We start from the raw sequence: 18,218 nt of genomic DNA on the forward strand, positions 1-18,218 counted from the left end.
CCAGTCATGACCAATCCTGTTGCTGCCGGCGGCTACCCCCTGGGCGTCAAACTGGGGGTGGACGTCGGCACCGTCCGGGTGGGGGTGGCGGTCTGCGACCGCGACTCCATCCTGGCCACGCCGTACAAGACCCTTGACCGGAACGCGAAGAAGAACTCGGACGTGCGCGTCATCGCCGGCCTGGCGGAGGAACTTGGCGCGGTGCAGGTCATTGTCGGCCTGCCCAGGACCATGAAGGGCGAGGAACATGCCTCCGCAAGGATGGCCACGGACTATGCGCTGCTCCTCGCGGCCGAGTTTTCACGACGCGGGCTTGCCGTCCCGGTGAACCTCGTGGACGAACGCCTCAGCAGTGTCACGGCCCACCGGAACCTGCATGAAGCTGGCATGAGCAGCAGGGACCACCGTAAAGTAGTTGATCAGGTCGCGGCGGCAGGTATTCTTCAGCACGCCATCGACATGCAAAAAGCCAGGGGAGCGGATGTCGGCTCACGCGTGACAGCGCCATCCCCGTCCGTGGCCCAGGGGACCGGTGGGGTGGACGAATCCGTCCGCGCCACCCCCGCAGACACGGCACAATCTTCAGATAATGGAAGGCAACAGTGAGCCCTGCCAACATTGACGACACCTCCGGCCCGCTGGATACCGGGGGCGGGAGGCCGTTGACCCGCAAGGAACTGCGGGCACGGGAGAAGACCCACACCGGTGGGCAGGACACCGTGCCCGAGCACGCCTACGAAACCGGCGACGTCCCGCCGCCCCCCGCCGCGCCGCCGGCCGCCGCGTCTCCCGCAGCGGAGCCGTCGTTTGCCCCGCTGGCCCGCACCGGCGACGTTCCGGCGGCTCCGGTTACGCCGCCGTCCATCCAGGATGAACAGCCTGCCGGGCCTCCCCATGGACACGATGCAGCCGCCGATAGACCTGCCGCGCTTGACCACCACGACGACGTGGCGCACCAGGACGACGTCCCGCACGACGACAACGTGGCGTACCAGGAGGCGGAAGTCCAGTACGCCGGCGTACACCACGAAGCGGACCTCCACCACGGAGCCGGCGCGCACGACTACCGGGAAGTGCACGACGACCATGGCCACCACGCCGCTGCATACGACGAATACCACCACGACGAACACCACCAGGACGCGGACCACGGACTGCTTCCCGGCTCATCGGCAGCCCAGGTAGTGCCGCGCCCATCGAAGAAGGTCCGGCGCCGCCGCAGGCTGCTGGCCCTGTTCCTGACGCTCATCGTCTTCGTGGCCGCCGTGGCCGTGGGAGCCCAGTTCCTCAAGCCCCTTCTCGGTAACGGCAAGCCGTCAGACTTCCCTGGTCCCGGCACGGGTGAGGTCCAAGTAACGGTGGAAAGCGGCGAGGGAACCCGTTCAGTAGCCACCGACCTGGAAAACAAGCGTGTTGTTGCCAACGCCGACACCTTCATGCAGGCGTTCCATGCATCCGGTGCCACCCTTGCGCCGGGCGACTACATCTTCAAGACCGAGATGAAGAATGCGGATGCGGTGAATGTGCTGGCGGGCAAGGACAGGACGAAAGTCATCTACTTCGCCCTCAGCGCGGGCCTGAGGATCAGTGAATCCCTGCAGTCGATCTCGGAGGGATCCGGAATCTCCGTACAGCAGCTGCAGGCCCTCAGCAACCAGCCGGCTCAGTTTGGCCTTCCCGCCAACGCCAAGAACCTCGAAGGCTACCTGGCACCCGGGGAATACCGTTTCCCGCTGGGAACCCAGGCCAAGGACATCCTGCAGGCGCTGGTGAAGGCCACCACGGATGAACTCGTGTCCCAGGGCATTACGGACCCGGCCAAGCAGTACCAGGCCGTCATCGTGGCCAGCATCGTCCAGGCCGAGGGCGGCCAGGCCGACTACGGCGACGTAGCCGGTGCCATTTACAACCGGCTCAAGCCCAATGACCAGACAGGCGGCTTCCTCCAGGTTGACTCCGCTGTCACCTACGGCCTTGGTACCCGCAGCTTCAACTTCACGGATGAACAGCGCCAGGACAAGTCCAACCCCTACAACACGTACGCTAATCCGGGGCTGCCCCCGGGCCCCATCGGTTCCCCCGGCAAGACCGCCATCGATGCAGCCGCCCGGCCCAAGTCCAATGATTACCTGTACTGGGTGACCATCAACTTGGACACCAAGGAAACCAAGTTCGCCAAGACCCTGGCTGAGCACAACGCATACGTGGAGCAGTACAACGCCTGGTGCCAGGCCAACGCTGGCCGCTGCACATGAGCCTGCGGGCTGCCGTCCTGGGCCACCCGATCAGCCACTCGAAATCCCCGGCGCTGCATCTGTCGGCGTACGGACAACTGGGTGCAGGGATCAGCTATACGGCCATCGACGTCACCGAGGAGTTGCTGCCGTCTTTCATGCGCCAGATCCGGCACCAGCCTGGCTGGCGCGGGCTCTCGGTCACGATGCCGCTGAAGACGGCAATGCTCGGCTTGGTGGACGAGGTGCGGGGAGTTGCCCGGACCCTGGGTGTGGTGAACACCGTTACCTTCGAGGAGTCAGCCGGCGGAACCAGGCTGGTGGGCTCCAATACGGACGTCACCGGCATCGTCAACGCCCTTTGCCACGCCGGGACCCCGGCGGCACCTTCGGCAGTCATCCTGGGAGGCGGAGGGACGGCTGCGTCGGCGGTTGCTGCCCTGAAGGAACTCGGAACCGGAACCGTACAGCTGTTCGTCCGCGATGCCTCGCGGACAGCGGACGTCCGCGCGGCCGCGGACAGCCTGGGGGTTGCCCTGGAGGTCCATTCCCTGACGGAAGCCGCCCGCCCCACCTCGGAAGCCGACGTCGTGATTTCCACCCTGCCGCCCCATGCGGCAGACGGACTCGCAGCGGAACTCGCCGCCCTGAAGACAACCACGCCGGGCGTGCTGCTGGATGTTGCCTACGATCCCTGGCCCAGCCTGATTGCCTCGGTATGGCAGGCCGGCGGCGGCCGTGTGGTGCCTGGCCTGGAGATGCTGCTGTACCAGGCCGTGGAGCAGGTGCGGCTCTTCACCCGTCGCGGGGAAGACGTTAACGCAGCTGTCATAGATGTGATGTGTGACGCAGTCGGCCTTGCCCGGCGGGCGTTCTGACCGCCCTACGTGGCAGGATGGAAATTATGCGTTGGTTGACTGCCGGTGAATCCCATGGCCCGGCTCTGATGGGAATTATTGAGGGCGTCCCCGCCGGTGTGGAAATCACCAGCGGGCACATCGCAGACTCCCTGGCCCGCCGCCGTCTTGGCTACGGCCGCGGTGCGCGGATGAAATTCGAACAGGACGTCGTGACGATCCTCGGCGGAGTCCGGCACGGCATCACCCAGGGCGGCCCCGTTGCCATCCAGGTGGGCAACACCGAATGGCCCAAGTGGGAGCAGATCATGTCCGCCGACCCCGTGGCCGCCGAACTCCTCGCCGACCAGGCCCGCAACGCGCCCCTGACGCGGCCCCGCCCAGGACACGCGGACTTCACCGGCATGCAGAAGTACGGCTTCGACGAAGCCCGTCCGGTGCTTGAACGCGCCAGCGCCAGGGAAACGGCCACCCGCGTGGCGCTGGGCACCGTGGCGGCACAGTTCCTCCGGCACCTCGGCATTGAACTGGTCAGCCACACCGTATCCATCGCCAGCGTGACGGTCCCGGAAGGCCGCCCCCTGCCCGTACCCGGCGATGTCATTGCCCTGGATGCCGACCCCCTGCGCTGCTTCGACCGCGAAACCTCGGACGCCATGGTGGCCGAGGTGGACGCCGCGCACAAGGAAGGCGAAACCCTGGGCGGCGTCGTGGAGGTCCTGGCCTACGGCCTCCCGCCGGGACTTGGCAGCTACGTGCACTGGGACCGCCGGCTGGACGCCAGGCTCGCAGCCGCCCTGATGGGCATCCAGGCCATCAAGGGCGTGGAGGTCGGCGACGGCTTCCTCACCGCTGCCCGCCGCGGTTCCGCCGCGCATGATGAAATCGTCCGCGACGGCGAGGGCACGATTGTCCGTGCCAGCAACCGCGCCGGCGGCATTGAAGGCGGCATGAGCATCGGGGACGTCCTGCGCGTCCGCGCGGCCATGAAACCCATCGCCACCGTACCGCGCGCCCTGCGGACCATCGACGTCAGCACCGGCGAACCGGCCAAAGCCCACCACCAGCGTTCGGACGTTTGTGCAGTTCCGGCCGCCGGCGTGGTGGCCGAGGCCATGGTGGCCCTGGTCCTCGCCGAAGCTGTCATCGAAAAGTTCGGCGGTGACTCAGTGGCGGAAACCGCACGCAACATCAAGGGTTACCTGGACAACATCCCGGCATCCCTGGACTCGATCGGCCAGTAGTGCTCCACCGCAGCAATACCGGACCTGTTGGCGGCCGGCCGATCGTGCTCATCGGCCCCATGGCCGTTGGCAAATCAGCCATCGGACAGCAACTGGCACAGCAGCTGGGCGCCCGGTTCGTTGACACGGATGCCGTGATCGTTGCCGGTCATGGATCCATTGCCGAAATCTTCGCCGGCCGCGGTGAACACGCCTTCCGGGAAATCGAGGCACGGACCGTGGCCCACGCCGTCGAGGAAGCCGAGGGAACCCCCACGGTTATCTCTCTGGGCGGGGGAGCGGTGCTGGACTCCGGGACGCAGCAGCTGATCAGCCGCTGCACGGTGGTGTACCTGGAATGCGATGCCGAAACGGTGGCGGACAGGATTGCCCGGAACTCCGGCAGGCCACTCCTCGCCGGCGACGCCATGGGCCGCTGGACAGCAATGTTCGCCACCCGCAGGCCGGTCTACGAGCGGCTGGCCGACATCACCCTCGACGTCCGCCACGGCTCGATACCCGAGCTCGGCGGCCGGCTGGAAGCAGCACTGCGGAACCACGCAGCTGCCAAACAGGAAGTTGAAAAGTGAACACCCAATCAACAGTCATCAACGTCACCGGCGAAGGTGCCGGCAACAACTACGGCGTCGTCGTCGGCCGCGGCCTGCTTGGTGACCTTCCCGCGCTTCTCGGGGAGCGTGTCCGCCGGGTCCTGGTGATCCACCCCCGCGCCCTGCGCCTTACCGGTGACACCGTCCGCGATGAACTCGCCGCCGCCGGCTTCACTTCCCTCACCGCCGAAATCCCTGACGCCGAAGAAGGCAAGCACATCCAGGTGGCAGCATTCTGCTGGCAGGTCCTGGGCCAGAACGACTTCACCCGCTCGGACGCCATCGTGGCCGTCGGCGGCGGGGCAGTGACCGATCTTGCAGGCTTCGTCGCCGCCACCTGGCTGCGCGGGGTCAAGGTCATCCACATGCCCACCAGCCTGCTGGCCATGGTGGACGCCTCCGTTGGCGGCAAGACCGGCATCAACACCGCCGAGGGCAAGAACCTCGTGGGGGCCTTCCACCCGCCGGCCGCCGTCCTGGCGGACCTGGATACCCTGGACACGCTGCCGAAGAACGAGATCATTTCCGGCCTGGCGGAGGTCATCAAGTGCGGCTTCATTGCCGATCCCGCCATCCTGGACCTGGTGGAAAAGGACCCGGCAGCTGTGGTGGACCCGCGCTCCGCGGAGCTCAGGGAACTCATCGAGCGGGCCATTGCCGTGAAGGCAAAAGTGGTTTCCGAGGACCTCAAAGAGTCAGGGCTGCGGGAAATCCTGAACTACGGGCACACCCTGGGGCACGCCATCGAACTGGTGGAGCGGTACTCCTGGCGGCACGGCGCCGCAGTGTCCGTGGGCATGATGTTTGCAGCGGAACTTGCCCGCAGCGTGGGGCGGCTCAGCGACGTCGACGCCGACCGGCACCGGAGCATCCTGGAAGGGCTTGGGCTCCCGGTCACATACCGCCGGGACCGCTGGCAGGGCCTGCTGGACGGCATGCGCCGGGACAAGAAGTCCCGCGGGGACCTGCTGCGGTTCGTGGTGCTTGACGGCATCGCCAAACCGGGCATCCTTGATGTCCCGGACACCTCGCTCCTGTTTGCTGCCTACCAGGAAATCGCCTCCTGATGCAGGGAGACATGAGCGGCACCTCCGACTGGCCCGAGGCAGGGTTCCCGGGAATCCGGATCAACCCCGATACCCTGCTGCCCCAGATCGTCAACGAGGATGTGGTGGGGGAGACCTTGGCTGCCTCAACGGACCCCGCCGACCATATCTTCGTGCTCCTCGTCCAGGGCCACGCCTCCGAGGCCGCCGAATTGCTGGCCGAGGCACGCTTCAAGGACCCCGAATCGTTCCTGCTTCGCGTGTTCGAAGCCGAGGTGCTCAGCGTCACGCACCGCATGGACCGGGCCATTGGGCTGTTCCGCCAGCTCCTGGCTGAAGCGCACGGCACGCCGCGTGAAGCACTCGCCCTGCAATACCTGGGCCGGACACAGTACGCCGCCGGCCAAACCTCGGCTGCGGTTGAATCCTTCACCCGGGCGCTTGACCTGCGCGTTGCGCAATCGGCCGATGCCGCGCAGATTTACTCGTCCACGGTGGCGCTCCAGCGGGCCAGGGACGTCCTGGACCTGGCCTGCTAGGGCGCAGGCATCGGCCACGGAAAGGCCGGGCCGGATTTACCGGTAGAATGGTTGTGGAATTTTTGCATCCACGCGATTTTTGACAAACACGTGCAGGCGGGCCGTTACGGCGTGCCCGCCCGGCATACAGCATCTGACCACGCGGCCAGACAAAGAAACCAGAGGAAACCAGTGGCAACCACTAACGACATTAAGAACGGAACGGTCCTGAAGCTTGAGGGCCAGCTCTGGAACGTCATCGAATTCCAGCACGTCAAGCCCGGCAAGGGCGGCGCCTTTGTGCGGACCAAGATGCGCAACGTGATGTCCGGCAAGGTTGTTGACAAGACCTTCAACGCCGGCCTCAAGATCGAGACCGCCACCGTTGACCGCCGCGACTACCAGTACCTGTACCAGGACGGCGCCGACTTCGTCTTCATGGACACCTCCGACTACGACCAGATCACCGTCTCCGGTGCCACGGTTGGCGACGCCACCAACTTCATGCTCGAAAACCAGATGGTCAACATCGCCATCCACGACGGCAACCCGCTCTACATCGAACTGCCGCCGAGCGTCGTCCTCGAAATCACCTACACCGAGCCGGGCCTGCAGGGCGACCGCTCCTCCGCAGGCACCAAGCCTGCCACGCTGGAAACCGGCTACGAGATCCAGGTTCCGCTGTTCATCGAGAACAACACCAAGGTCAAGGTGGACACCCGCGACGGCAGCTACCTGGGCCGGGTCACCGAGTAGTGAGCGCCCGCGGTAAAGCCCGCAACAGGGCACTGGATGTTCTGTTCGAGGCGGAGCAGCGCTCTGTTTCGGCGTTCGACGTGCTTCGCGCACGCCGGGAAAAGACTGACCAGGTGGTCAACCCCTACACCTTGGAGATCGTCGAAGGCGTCGTGTCCCAGCAGGCAGCCATCGACGAGTTCCTGGAGACGTACTCGCAGGGCTGGAGCCTGGAGCGGATGCCGTCGGTGGACCGCATCATCCTGCGGATCGGCACTTGGGAGCTTCTTTACAGCGACGACGTCCCGGACGGTGTGGCGGTCAGCGAGGCGGTAGCGCTGGCCAAGACACTGTCGACGGACGAGTCCCCGCAGTTCATCAACGGTCTGCTGGGCCGGCTGCAGCAGCTGAAGCCTTCGCTGCTCGCGTAGCCTTTCCACCACGCAACAGGGCCCCGCCATTTCGGCGGGGCCCTGTTTGCGTCCCAGCCGGTGCGGCTCAGCCCGCTACGGCCGCCCGCAGGGATACGATGCGCTGGAGCTGCTGCCTTTCCTCGGCCTGGTGCAGCGCAACGTCCCGTCCGCTCAGGATCCGCTGGCGGGTATTGGCGAGCTGGGTGGCCGCCTTCACGAACTGTTTCATCTGGTGCTTCCTGCCCGAACCCGCAGCCCATGCCAGAACCGTTCGCCTGCCGCCCCGGGTGGCCAGCAACTGGACTTCGGCCGGCGTGAACCAGCCGGCTGCGGAGTACTCCATCAGCCGCTGGCGGGTCAGGCGGTTCTCGGCTACCCGCAGGAAGATGATGCCGCCCACTGCCAGGAGGAAGATGGGCACCTGGACCAGGATGTAGTCCAGCAGGAATCCCTGGCCCATGCTGTTCCACCTGTTGTGCAGGAACATGGCCGGCAGCAGCCCCACGAAAAAGGCGCCCATCGAAGCGCCGGTGTGCCAGCGCCTGGCAGCGAAGCCCATGATCAGGCCGGTGGTCCCGGTGAAAATCGCATGGGCGAACGGGGACATGACCCCGCGGAGGAAGAAGACCTGCGCAAAGTCGCTTGCCGGAGATGCCGATTCCGCGATGGCCCTGCCGAAATAGAGGATGTTTTCGGTGAAGGCGAATCCGCCGGCGATGGTGAAGGCGAACACCACGCCGTCTACCGGTCCGTCGAATTGCCGGCGTGCCGCCAGGAGGAGGATGAGCAGGCCAAGCGACTTGGCGAATTCCTCGACGATGGGTGCCTGCACGGTGGCCATGTAAGTCTGCAGGTCGGGCTCGTCGGTGAACTGGAAAGCGATCACAAAGAATGGCTGGATGAGCAGCGTCACGGCAACGGACACTGCAGCACCCCATGTGAAGGCAAAGAACAGCAGCCGCTTAGGTTCAGGTTCCCACCTGTCGATGATGTGCACCGCGGCCAGGACCACCGACAGCGGGATCAGCGACGCCACGAAACCAATCAGGAAACCGCCGGCGCCGGTGTTGGAGAGCAGGAACGGCACCACCAGGAAAAGGCTCATGAAAGCCAGGACGGCGCCGGCAACCGTCAACCCCACCAGCCCGCTGCGGGTCCGCGACGCCTGAAGGGCCGCGCCCTGCGCGCCCGGCGGCACCAACACCGCCATCGGCCCGCCCTGGTGTCCCGGCGCCGCGCGGTAGTTTTCGGGCTGCACATGCCCCATCCAGCTGGGGTTGGCCTGCTGCGGCAGGGGACCGGTGGCACCACGGTAGGGATCGTCGGGGAGTCCGGAGGAAGGCTGCTGCGGATACATCGGCATACCCGAAAGCCTAAGCGGGGGCCACCGCAGCACAAAGGACCCGGGCCTTCCGGCCGTCGGGGTGTGACCATCACCGCTTCCCCAAGGGCCGGCCAGGCAGGGACCGTGTGGTAATTTTGAACAGCAAACATTCCTTTTTTAATTCCGTCCTGTGAGGCGGGGAAAGGGGAGACGAGCGTTGACTTCTGTCACCAGCGCACCGGTTCCAGCCAGGGTTGTCCTCAGCCAGGCGGACATTGACCGGGCCCTCACTCGTATCGCCCACGAGATCCTCGAAGCCAACAAGGGATCCCGCGACCTTGTCCTGTTGGGAATTCCCCGCCGCGGCTATCCGCTGGCTGTCCGTTTGGCCGAAAAAATTGCCGCCGCAGACTCCACCGTTGATGCCGCTGCCATAGTGGGCCAGCTTGATGTCACCATGTTCCGCGACGACCTCTCCCACCAGGGGACACGGCCGCCGTACCCCACCAGGCTGCCCCGCACGGGCATCGACAACAAAGTGGTGGTCCTGATCGACGACGTCCTGTACTCCGGCCGCACCATCCGTGCCGCCCTGGACGCGCTGGTGGATCTTGGCCGCCCCCGCATCGTCCGGCTGGCAGTCCTGATCGACAGGGGCCACCGTGAACTTCCCATCCGTGCTGACCACGTGGGCAAGAACCTGCCCACATCCTCCGCCGAAAAGGTCCGGGTCCGGCTCGAAGAAACAGACACCTCCGATGCCGGAACCCCGGTCAACGAAGTCGTGATCGAGGGCGGCGCATGAAGCATCTCCTGTCCACCGAGGACCTCAGCCTTTCGAACGCCATCCGCATCCTGGACACCGCCGAGGAAATGTCGGCCGTGGGGGAGCGGGAAGTGAAGAAGCTTCCGGCCCTGCGCGGACGCACAGTGGTCAACCTCTTCTTCGAGGACTCCACCCGCACCCGGATCTCCTTCGAGGCCGCCGCCAAACGCTTGTCTGCGGACGTCATCAACTTCGCCGCCAAGGGATCCTCGGTATCCAAGGGCGAGTCCCTCAAGGACACCGCCCAGACCCTGTCGGCCATGGGCGCCGATGCCGTGGTCATCCGGCACTGGGCCTCCGGAGCTCCACACCGGCTGGCCGCAACCGACTGGATCGACGCCGCCGTGATCAATGCCGGCGACGGCACCCATGAACACCCCACCCAGGCCCTGCTCGACGCCTTCACCATGCGCCGGCACTGGGCCCGCCTCGCCGGCACCGGTTCCGAAGGGACAGACCTCAAGGGCATGCGGGTAGCCATCGCCGGCGACGTCCTGCACTCCCGCGTGGCGCGGTCCAACGTGTGGCTGCTCCGGACCCTGGGAGCCGAAGTCACTTTGGTGGCGCCGCCCACTCTGCTGCCGGTCGGCGTCGACAAATGGCCCTGCAGCGTCAGCTACGACCTGGACCAAACCCTGGCAAACGGCGTGGACGCCATGATGATGCTCCGCGTCCAGGGTGAACGCATGAACGCGTCGTTCTTCCCCAGCACCCGTGAGTACTCGCGCCGGTGGGGCTTCGATGACAACCGCCTCCGCGCCCTGGACGACCTGGGCATGACGGACACCATCATCATGCACCCCGGACCCATGAACAGGGGCCTGGAAATCAGCGCCGCCGCCGCGGATTCGCCCCGCTCCACCGTCCTGGCCCAGGTCCGCAACGGCGTGTCCGTGCGGATGGCCGCACTGTACCTGCTGCTCTCCGGGGATACCCGGGAACCAGCCCCCCACCGCGTCCCGGCTTATGCCGCCGCCCCGTCCACCAAGGAGAGCAACTGATGGCAGGCAACACCGGAACCTACCTGATCCAAGGCGCGGCCATCCTGGGCGGTGACCCTGCGGACCTCCTGGTCCGTGACGGCATCATCGCCGAGATCGGCACCGGCCTGGGCGCCGACGGGGCCACAGTCATCGACGCTGCCGGCCTGGTGGTCCTGCCCGGCATGGTGGACGTGCACACGCACCTCCGCGAACCGGGCCGCGAAGACGCCGAGACCGTGGAGACCGGAACGCGGGCAGCGGCCCTGGGCGGCTACACGGCCGTGCACGCCATGGCCAACAGCACCCCCGTCGCGGACACCGCGGGCGTCGTGGAGCAGGTTTACACGCTGGGCCGGGCCGCCGGTTGGGTGGACGTCCGCCCCGTCGGCGCCGTTACGGTCGGCCTGGCAGGAGAGCAGCTGGCCGAGCTGGGCGCCATGGCGGATTCCCGCGCCAGGGTGCGGATGTTCTCCGACGACGGCATCTGCGTCCACGATCCCGTGCTGATGCGCCGCGCGCTGGAATACGTCAAGGCGTTCGACGGCGTGGTGGCCCAGCACGCGCAGGAACCGCGCCTCACCGCCGGCGCCCAGATGAACGAGGGCGACGTTTCCGCGGTCCTGGGCCTCACCGGCTGGCCCGCGGTGGCCGAAGAGAGCATCATCGCCCGCGACGTCCTGCTGGCCCAGCACGTGGGGTCCCGCCTCCACGTGTGCCATGTGTCCACCGCCGGCTCGGTGGAAATCATCCGCTGGGCCAAGGAACGCGGCATTGACGTTACGGCCGAGGTCACCCCGCACCACCTGCTGTTGACCGATGACCTGGTGCGCAGCTACGACCCTGTGTTCAAGGTCAACCCGCCGCTGCGCACCGATGCCGACGTCCAGGCATTGCGCGCCGGCCTGGCAGACGGGACGATCGACGTTGTGGGCACGGACCACGCACCGCACCCCAGCGAACACAAGGAATGCGAATGGGCGCAGGCAGCCATGGGCATGACCGGGCTTGAAACCGCCCTGTCCGTGGTCCAGCACGCCATGATCGAGACCGGCCTGATGACCTGGGCGGACTTCGCCAGGGTCACCTCCACCGCAGCCGCGAAGATCGGCCGGCTGGACGACCAGGGCCGGCCCATCGAAGCCGGGGAACCCGCCAACATCATCCTCGTGGACCCGGCGGCACGCTGGACGGTGGACCCCTTCCAGATGGCCACGATGGGCCGCAACTCGCCGTTCAAGGGCAGGGAACTCCCCGGCAAGGTGGTGGCCACCTTCTTCAGGGGGCACCCCACCGTCCTGGACGGCGCACTCAACACGCCCCACCCGGATGCCGCCGCAACCCCAGCAGGCGCTGCCTGATGGACAAGATCCTTCCCGGACTTGCCATGCTGGCGGTGGTCGCCGTCGTGTTCGTCCTCCTCGCCGTCGGCTGGCGCAACCGCCTGAAGCGCCAGTCCGACGTCGAACAGTTGCCCCAGGTGCCCGCCGCACCCGGTGAGCCGATCGCCACCGCCGAAGGACAGTACGTGGCCACCACCACGGCCGGCGACTGGCTGGACCGGATCGCCGTGCACGGGCTGGGCATCCGCACCAACGCCACCCTCGCGGTGTACCCGCACGGCGTCCTCTACGAACGGTCGGGCGCGCCTGCCCTGTACATCCCCGCATCCGCCCTCACAGGTGTCCGCCAGGACAGCGGCATGGCAGGGAAGTTCGTGGAAAAGGACGGCCTGCTGGTTCTCGGATGGACGCTTGGCGCGCACGGACTGGACACCGGCTTCCGGACCCGCCGTGCCGCCGACAAAGACGTGCTTTACCAGGCCCTTCAGGATTTGATTTCGTCAGCCCCAGCGGCTGGTGCCACCAGTGGAAAGTAAGACAGTGAAAGCGAATACATTGACAGCAACCACCTCCGCTCCGGCAACGCTGGTCCTCGAAGACGGGCGCATTTTCCGCGGCACCAGCTACGGCGCCACCGGTACCGCCCTGGGCGAAGCCGTCTTCGCCACCGGAATGACCGGCTACCAGGAAACCATCACCGACCCGTCCTACGCCCGCCAGCTGGTGGTCCAGACGGCCCCGCACATCGGCAACACCGGCGTGAACGATGACGACGCCGAGTCCCGGCGCATCTGGGTGGCCGGCTACATCGTCCGCGACGCAGCCCGCCGGCCCTCCAACTGGCGCTCCGAACGGTCGCTTGACGAAGAGCTTGTGGCCCAGGGCATCGTGGGCATCCAGGGCGTGGACACCCGTGCCATCACCCGCCACCTGCGCGAGCACAAGACCATGCGCGCCGGCATCTTCTCCGGCGAGGCAGCCCAGGCTACGGACAAGGAACTGGTCGACGCCGTCCTGGCCAGCGCGCCCATGGAAGGTTCGCGCCTGGCCGAGGAAGTCAGCGTGGACGAAGCCTACGTGGTGGAGCCGAAGGACCACGGCTGGGAGGGTGAACCCCGCTTCACCATCGCGGCGATCGACCTCGGGATCAAGGCCATGACCCCGGTCCGGTTCGCCGAGCGCGGTGTCCGCGTCCACGTGCTTCCCGCCACCGCCACCCTCGAGGACGTCAAGGCCGTCAACCCGGACGGTTTCTTTATGTCCAACGGCCCCGGCGACCCCGCCACCGCCGACACCCAGGTCAAGCTCCTCCGCTCCGTCCTGGACGAAAAGCTGCCGTACTTCGGCATCTGCTTCGGCAACCAGATCCTGGGCCGCGCCCTGGGCTTTGGCACCTACAAGCTCCGCTACGGCCACCGCGGCATCAACCAGCCTGTGATGGACCGCCGCACCGGCAAAGTGGAGATCACCTCCCAGAACCACGGCTTTGCCGTGGACGCACCGCTCGACGGCGCCACGCAGGCCCCGGAGGCACGCTACGGCCGGGTGGAAGTGAGCCACATCAGCCTGAACGACGACGTCGTGGAAGGCCTGGCCTGCCTGGACATCCCGGCGTTCTCCGTGCAGTACCACCCTGAAGCCGCGGCCGGACCGCACGACGCGGCCTACCTGTTCGACCGCTTCATCGAGCTCATGGAAGGCACGCGGGACGGCAGGAACGCCAACCTTTCAAAGGAGCCCGTGGACGCCGCCCACCCGGCAGGCGCTGAATCGGCAATGCCGAAGAATTCCGACAACAAGACTGAGGACAAGAAGTAATGCCGAAACGTACAGATCTCAAGAGCGTCCTCGTCATTGGTTCCGGCCCGATCGTCATCGGCCAGGCCGCCGAGTTCGACTACTCCGGCACCCAGGCGCTGCGCGTCCTCAAGGAGGAAGGCCTGCGCGTCATCCTCGTGAACTCCAACCCGGCCACCATCATGACCGACCCCGAGTTCGCCGACGCCACCTATGTCGAGCCCATCACCCCCGAGGTGGTGGAGAAGATCATCGCCAAGGAGCGTCCCGACGCCGTCCTGCCCACCCTCGGTGGCCAGACCGCGCTGAACACCGCCATTGCCCTGGACAAGAACGGCGTGCTCGAGAAGTACAACGTGGAGCTCATTGGCGCCAACATCGCGGCCATTGAGCTTGGCGAGGACCGCGAGAAGTTCAAGGGCGTGGTGGAACGCTGCGGTGCTGAGTCAGCCCGCAGCCACATCATCCACACCATGGACGAGGCCCTCACGGCGGCCACCGACCTGGGCTACCCCATGGTGGTCCGCCCGTCCTTCACCATGGGCGGCCTGGGCTCTGGCCTGGCCTACAACGAGGAAGACCTGCGCCGCATCGTCGGCCAGGGCCTGCAGTACAGCCCCACCAGCGAGGTGCTGCTCGAAGAGAGCATCCTGGGCTGGAAGGAATACGAGCTCGAAATGATGCGGGACAAGAACGACAACGTGGTTGTCGTCTGCTCCATCGAGAACTTCGATCCCGTGGGCGTGCACACCGGCGACTCCATCACCGTGGCGCCGGCGCTGACCCTCACCGACCGCGAATACCAGAAGCTGCGCGACGTGGCCATCGCCGTCATCCGCGAGGTAGGCGTGGATACCGGCGGCTGCAACATCCAGTTCGCCATCGATCCCAAGACCGGCCGCGTGGTGGTCATCGAGATGAACCCCCGCGTTTCGCGCTCCTCGGCCCTGGCATCCAAGGCCACCGGCTTCGCCATCGCCAAGATCGCCACCAAGCTCTCGCTCGGCTACACCCTGGACGAGATCCCCAACGACATCACCCAGAAGACCCCCGCGTCCTTTGAACCCACCCTGGACTACGTGGTGGTCAAGGTTCCGCGGTTCGCTTTCGAGAAGTTCCCTGCAGCGGACGATACCCTCACCACCACCATGAAGTCGGTGGGCGAGGCCATGGCCATGGGCCGCAACTTCACCGAGGCCCTGCAGAAGGCCCTGCGCTCCCTCGAGCAGAAGGGCTCGCAGCTGGACTTCAGCAGCGTTCCCGAATGGGAAGTCGCCGAGCTGATCGAGAAGGCCAAGCGCCCCACCACCGAGCGCCTGCACCAGGTCCAGCGCGCCCTCCTGGGCGGCGCCACCGTGGAACAGCTCTTCGAAGCCACCAAGATCGACCCCTGGTTCCTGGACCAGCTCCAGCTGCTCAACGAGATCTCCCACGAAATCCGCCAGGCCGGCGCCCTGACCGCTGACATGCTCAAGCGCGCCAAGCGACACGGCTTCTCCGACGAACAGATCGGCGCCCTGACGCACAACTCCGAGGCAGTGGTCCGCGGTGTCCGCCAGGCACTGGGCATCCGCCCGGTCTACAAGACCGTGGACACCTGCGCCGCCGAATTCGCCGCCTACACCCCGTACCACTATTCGGCCTACGACGAGGAGGACGAGGTTGCGCTGCACTCCAAGCCGTCCATCCTGATCCTCGGCTCCGGGCCCAACCGCATCGGCCAGGGCATCGAGTTCGACTACTCCTGCGTCCACGCCTCCATGGCGCTGCGCAAGGCCGGCTACGAGACCGTCATGGTCAACTGCAACCCGGAAACCGTCTCCACCGACTACGACGTCTCCACCCGCCTGTACTTCGAGCCGCTGACGCTCGAGGACGTGCTGGAGGTCATCGCGGCCGAGGAACGCACCGGCGGCGTCATGGGCGTCTTCGTCCAGCTCGGCGGCCAGACCCCGCTGAAGCTCGCCCAGCAGCTGGCCGACGCCGGCGTCCCGATCCTGGGCACCTCACCGGAGGCCATCGACCTCGCCGAGCACCGCGGCGCCTTCTCGCGGGTGCTGGACAAGGCCGGCCTGGTGGCGCCCAAGAACGGCACCGCCGTCTCCTTCGAGGATGCCAAGAAGATTGCGGACGAGATCGGCTACCCGGTCCTGGTCCGCCCGTCCTACGTGCTGGGCGGCCGCGGCATGGAAATCGTCTACGACGAGCCCAACCTCTCCCGCTACATCGCCAACGCCACCGAAATCACCCCGGACCACCCGGTGCTGATTGACCGCTTCCTGGAGGACGCCGTCGAAATCGACGTCGACGCCCTCTACGACGGCACCGACATGTACCTCGGCGGCATCATGGAACACATCGAGGAAGCCGGCATCCACTCCGGTGACTCCGCCTGCGTCCTGCCGCCGATCACCCTGGGGAGCAACGTCGTCGAACGCGTCCGCACCGCCACCCGCGCCATCGCTGAAGGCGTGGGCGTCCGGGGCCTGATCAACATCCAGTTCGCGCTGGCCTCGGACGTCCTGTACGTCCTGGAAGCCAATCCCCGCGCCTCCCGGACCGTGCCGTTCGTGTCCAAGGCCACCGGTGTCCAGATGGCCAAAGCCGCAGCCCTCATCGGCACCGGCGTGACCATCGGACAGCTCCGCAGCGCCTACAAGATGCTGCCGGAAACCGGTGACGGCTCAACGCTGCCGCTGGACGCGCCCGTCGCCGTCAAGGAAGCCGTGCTGCCGTTCAGCCGGTTCCGGACCCTCGAGGGCAAGGTGGTTGACTCCCTGCTCGGTCCCGAGATGCGTTCCACCGGCGAGGTCATGGGCATCGACAAGCACTTCGACACCGCCTTCGCCAAGAGCCAGGCAGGCGCCAACAACGCCCTGCCCACCGAGGGCAAGGTGTTCGTCTCCGTGGCCAACCGGGACAAGCGCTCGGTGATCATGGGCGTCAAGCGGCTCTCGGACCTCGGGTTCGAGATCGTCTCCACCGGCGGTACCGCCGACGTCCTGCGCCGCAACGGCATCCAGGCCACCCCGGTCCGCAAGGTCGCAGAGGGCAGCAGCGCCGAGGGTGAAGGCACCATCGCGGACCTCATCGTGGCCGGCGAGATCGACATGGTCTTCAACACGCCTTCGGGCGGCGAAGCCCGCAGCGACGGCTACGAACTGCGCGCCGCGGCAACGTCCATCGGCATTCCGTGCATCACCACGGTGGCCGAGTTCAACGCCGCCGTCCAGGCGATCGAAGCCATGCGCACCTACGAGTGGTCTGTCACCAGCCTGCAGGAGCACGCCGCCGCACTGGCAGAGTCCCAGAAGGCGGCCCTGCAGCATGCCTGAGCAGGCCTCAGCCAACAGCCCCGCATCCGCCGCCGGCCGGGAGTCCTTCGGCTCCCGGCTCGGCGCGGCCATGGCCGCCCGCGGTCCGCTCTGTGTGGGCATTGACCCGCACCCGGCGCTGCTGAAGAGCTGGGGACTGGACGACGACGCCGCCGGGCTTCGGCGCTTTTCCCTGACGGTCCTGGAGGCGGTGGCTCCGCTCGCTGCCGCGGTAAAGCCGCAGGTGGCACTTTACGAACGCCACGGGTCAGCCGGCATGGCGGTGCTGGAGGAAATCCTGGCCACGGCCCGGGACGAGTCTGTCCTCAGCATCGCCGACGCCAAGCGCGGCGACATCGGTTCCACCATGGCCGCCTATGCCGACGCCTGGCTGCGGGACGAGTCCCCGCTGGCGGCGGACTCCGTCACGCTGAGCCCCTACCTTGGCTTCGAGTCGCTGCGCCCTGCGCTGGACCTCGCGGCCGAAACCGGGCGCGGTGTCTTCGTGCTGGCACTGACCTCCAACCCTGAAGGAGCTTCGGTCCAGCACGTTGGCGGAAGGGATTCGGTGGCGCGCAGGATCACGGCAGCGGCAGCTGCGGAAAACTCCCGGTACGGGGGCAACCTGGGGTCCGTGGGCCTGGTGGTCGGCGCCACCGTGGGGTCGGCATTGACGGATCTGGATATGGATCTCGCTGCCGTCCGCGGCCCCATCCTGGCGCCCGGCCTGGGAGCGCAGGGGGCCACGCCGGCGGACCTTCGGGCCACGTTCGGCGACGCCTACCCGCTGGTCCTGGGAACCTCCAGCCGCGACATCCTGTCGGCAGGTCCGCAGGTCGGCGGACTGCGGGAGGCGGCCCTGCGCACGCTGGACGGGCTGCGCGGACAATAGGGTGCAATTGCCTGGATGCATTGATTCGGGCTGCACCAAAGGGTAGTTTCAGGACAGGTCCAAGGGCGGCCGCCCTTGGATGAAATCCGCCGAATCCGGGGGTGT

The 18,218-nt window shown here is 66.7% G+C and carries 17 protein-coding genes; 16 read left to right on the top strand and 1 reads right to left on the bottom strand.

Features of this window, described 5'->3' with window-relative positions; all coding sequences use genetic code 11:
- Window positions 1–6: 6 nt before the first annotated feature.
- The 9 genes from ruvX to nusB all read left to right on the top strand — a co-directional run bounded on the left by ruvX (window position 7) and on the right by nusB (window position 7,655).
- Window positions 7–606, top strand: coding sequence for a Holliday junction resolvase RuvX (gene ruvX / locus ASG86_RS16380; protein WP_056336622.1), 600 nt, complete (start codon window positions 7–9; stop codon window positions 604–606).
- Window positions 603–2,255, top strand: coding sequence for an endolytic transglycosylase MltG (gene mltG, locus ASG86_RS16385; protein WP_056336625.1), 1,653 nt, complete (start codon window positions 603–605; stop codon window positions 2,253–2,255). The genes ruvX and mltG overlap by 4 nt, the downstream gene beginning before the upstream one ends.
- Window positions 2,252–3,112: a shikimate dehydrogenase gene (locus tag ASG86_RS16390; protein ID WP_056336628.1), complete on the top strand. Its 861-nt coding sequence runs from the start codon at window positions 2,252–2,254 to the stop codon at window positions 3,110–3,112. The genes mltG and ASG86_RS16390 overlap by 4 nt, the downstream gene beginning before the upstream one ends.
- Before the next feature lie 23 nt (window positions 3,113–3,135).
- A complete protein-coding gene (gene aroC, locus ASG86_RS16395) occupies window positions 3,136–4,335 on the top strand; it encodes a chorismate synthase (RefSeq protein WP_056336909.1) in 1,200 nt (399 codons plus the stop codon).
- Window positions 4,335–4,904, top strand: coding sequence for a shikimate kinase (locus tag ASG86_RS16400; RefSeq protein ID WP_056336632.1), 570 nt, complete (start codon window positions 4,335–4,337; stop codon window positions 4,902–4,904). The genes aroC and ASG86_RS16400 overlap by 1 nt, the downstream gene beginning before the upstream one ends.
- Complete coding sequence (gene aroB / locus ASG86_RS16405) at window positions 4,901–5,992, top strand: 3-dehydroquinate synthase (protein ID WP_056336636.1); 1,092 nt, start codon at window positions 4,901–4,903, stop codon at window positions 5,990–5,992. The genes ASG86_RS16400 and aroB overlap by 4 nt, the downstream gene beginning before the upstream one ends.
- A complete protein-coding gene (locus ASG86_RS16410) occupies window positions 5,992–6,510 on the top strand; it encodes a hypothetical protein (RefSeq protein ID WP_056336639.1) in 519 nt (172 codons plus the stop codon). The genes aroB and ASG86_RS16410 overlap by 1 nt, the downstream gene beginning before the upstream one ends.
- 171 nt (window positions 6,511–6,681) lie before the next feature.
- Entirely contained in the window at window positions 6,682–7,245 is a 564-nt protein-coding gene (gene efp, locus ASG86_RS16415) for an elongation factor P (RefSeq protein ID WP_018769313.1), read from the top strand.
- A complete protein-coding gene (gene nusB / locus ASG86_RS16420; protein WP_056336642.1) occupies window positions 7,245–7,655 on the top strand; it encodes a transcription antitermination factor NusB in 411 nt (136 codons plus the stop codon). The genes efp and nusB overlap by 1 nt, the downstream gene beginning before the upstream one ends.
- Window positions 7,656–7,722: 67 nt before the next feature.
- Here the strand turns inward: nusB and ASG86_RS16425 are convergent, their stop codons facing one another.
- On the bottom strand, window positions 7,723–9,000 hold the full coding sequence (locus ASG86_RS16425) for a PrsW family intramembrane metalloprotease (protein ID WP_056336644.1): 1,278 nt from the start codon (window positions 8,998–9,000) through the stop codon (window positions 7,723–7,725).
- Between the two features lie 178 nt (window positions 9,001–9,178).
- Between ASG86_RS16425 and pyrR the strand changes: the two genes are divergently transcribed.
- From pyrR to pyrF, 7 genes are read left to right on the top strand one after another with little or no spacing between them, the layout of a single operon-like run.
- On the top strand, window positions 9,179–9,766 hold the full coding sequence (gene pyrR / locus ASG86_RS16430; RefSeq protein ID WP_056336647.1) for a bifunctional pyr operon transcriptional regulator/uracil phosphoribosyltransferase PyrR: 588 nt from the start codon (window positions 9,179–9,181) through the stop codon (window positions 9,764–9,766).
- The gene (locus ASG86_RS16435; protein WP_056336651.1) at window positions 9,763–10,788 is read left to right on the top strand and encodes an aspartate carbamoyltransferase catalytic subunit; all 1,026 of its coding nucleotides are present in this window, start codon (window positions 9,763–9,765) and stop codon (window positions 10,786–10,788) included. The genes pyrR and ASG86_RS16435 overlap by 4 nt, the downstream gene beginning before the upstream one ends.
- Window positions 10,788–12,128, top strand: a complete 1,341-nt coding sequence (locus tag ASG86_RS16440) for a dihydroorotase (protein WP_056336655.1) — start codon at window positions 10,788–10,790, stop codon at window positions 12,126–12,128. Before ASG86_RS16435 ends, ASG86_RS16440 begins: the two co-directional genes overlap by 1 nt.
- The gene (locus tag ASG86_RS16445; protein WP_056336658.1) at window positions 12,128–12,646 is read left to right on the top strand and encodes a PH-like domain-containing protein; all 519 of its coding nucleotides are present in this window, start codon (window positions 12,128–12,130) and stop codon (window positions 12,644–12,646) included. The genes ASG86_RS16440 and ASG86_RS16445 overlap by 1 nt, the downstream gene beginning before the upstream one ends.
- A complete protein-coding gene (gene carA / locus ASG86_RS16450) occupies window positions 12,627–13,928 on the top strand; it encodes a glutamine-hydrolyzing carbamoyl-phosphate synthase small subunit (RefSeq protein ID WP_056336662.1) in 1,302 nt (433 codons plus the stop codon). Before ASG86_RS16445 ends, carA begins: the two co-directional genes overlap by 20 nt.
- The gene (carB, locus tag ASG86_RS16455; RefSeq protein WP_056336665.1) at window positions 13,928–17,242 is read left to right on the top strand and encodes a carbamoyl-phosphate synthase large subunit; all 3,315 of its coding nucleotides are present in this window, start codon (window positions 13,928–13,930) and stop codon (window positions 17,240–17,242) included. The genes carA and carB overlap by 1 nt, the downstream gene beginning before the upstream one ends.
- Window positions 17,235–18,113: an orotidine-5'-phosphate decarboxylase gene (gene pyrF / locus ASG86_RS16460; protein ID WP_056336668.1), complete on the top strand. Its 879-nt coding sequence runs from the start codon at window positions 17,235–17,237 to the stop codon at window positions 18,111–18,113. Before carB ends, pyrF begins: the two co-directional genes overlap by 8 nt.
- Window positions 18,114–18,218 lie beyond the last annotated feature (105 nt).

This window comes from Arthrobacter sp. Soil764 (genome assembly GCF_001428075.1).
GTDB lineage: Bacteria > Actinomycetota > Actinomycetes > Actinomycetales > Micrococcaceae > Arthrobacter.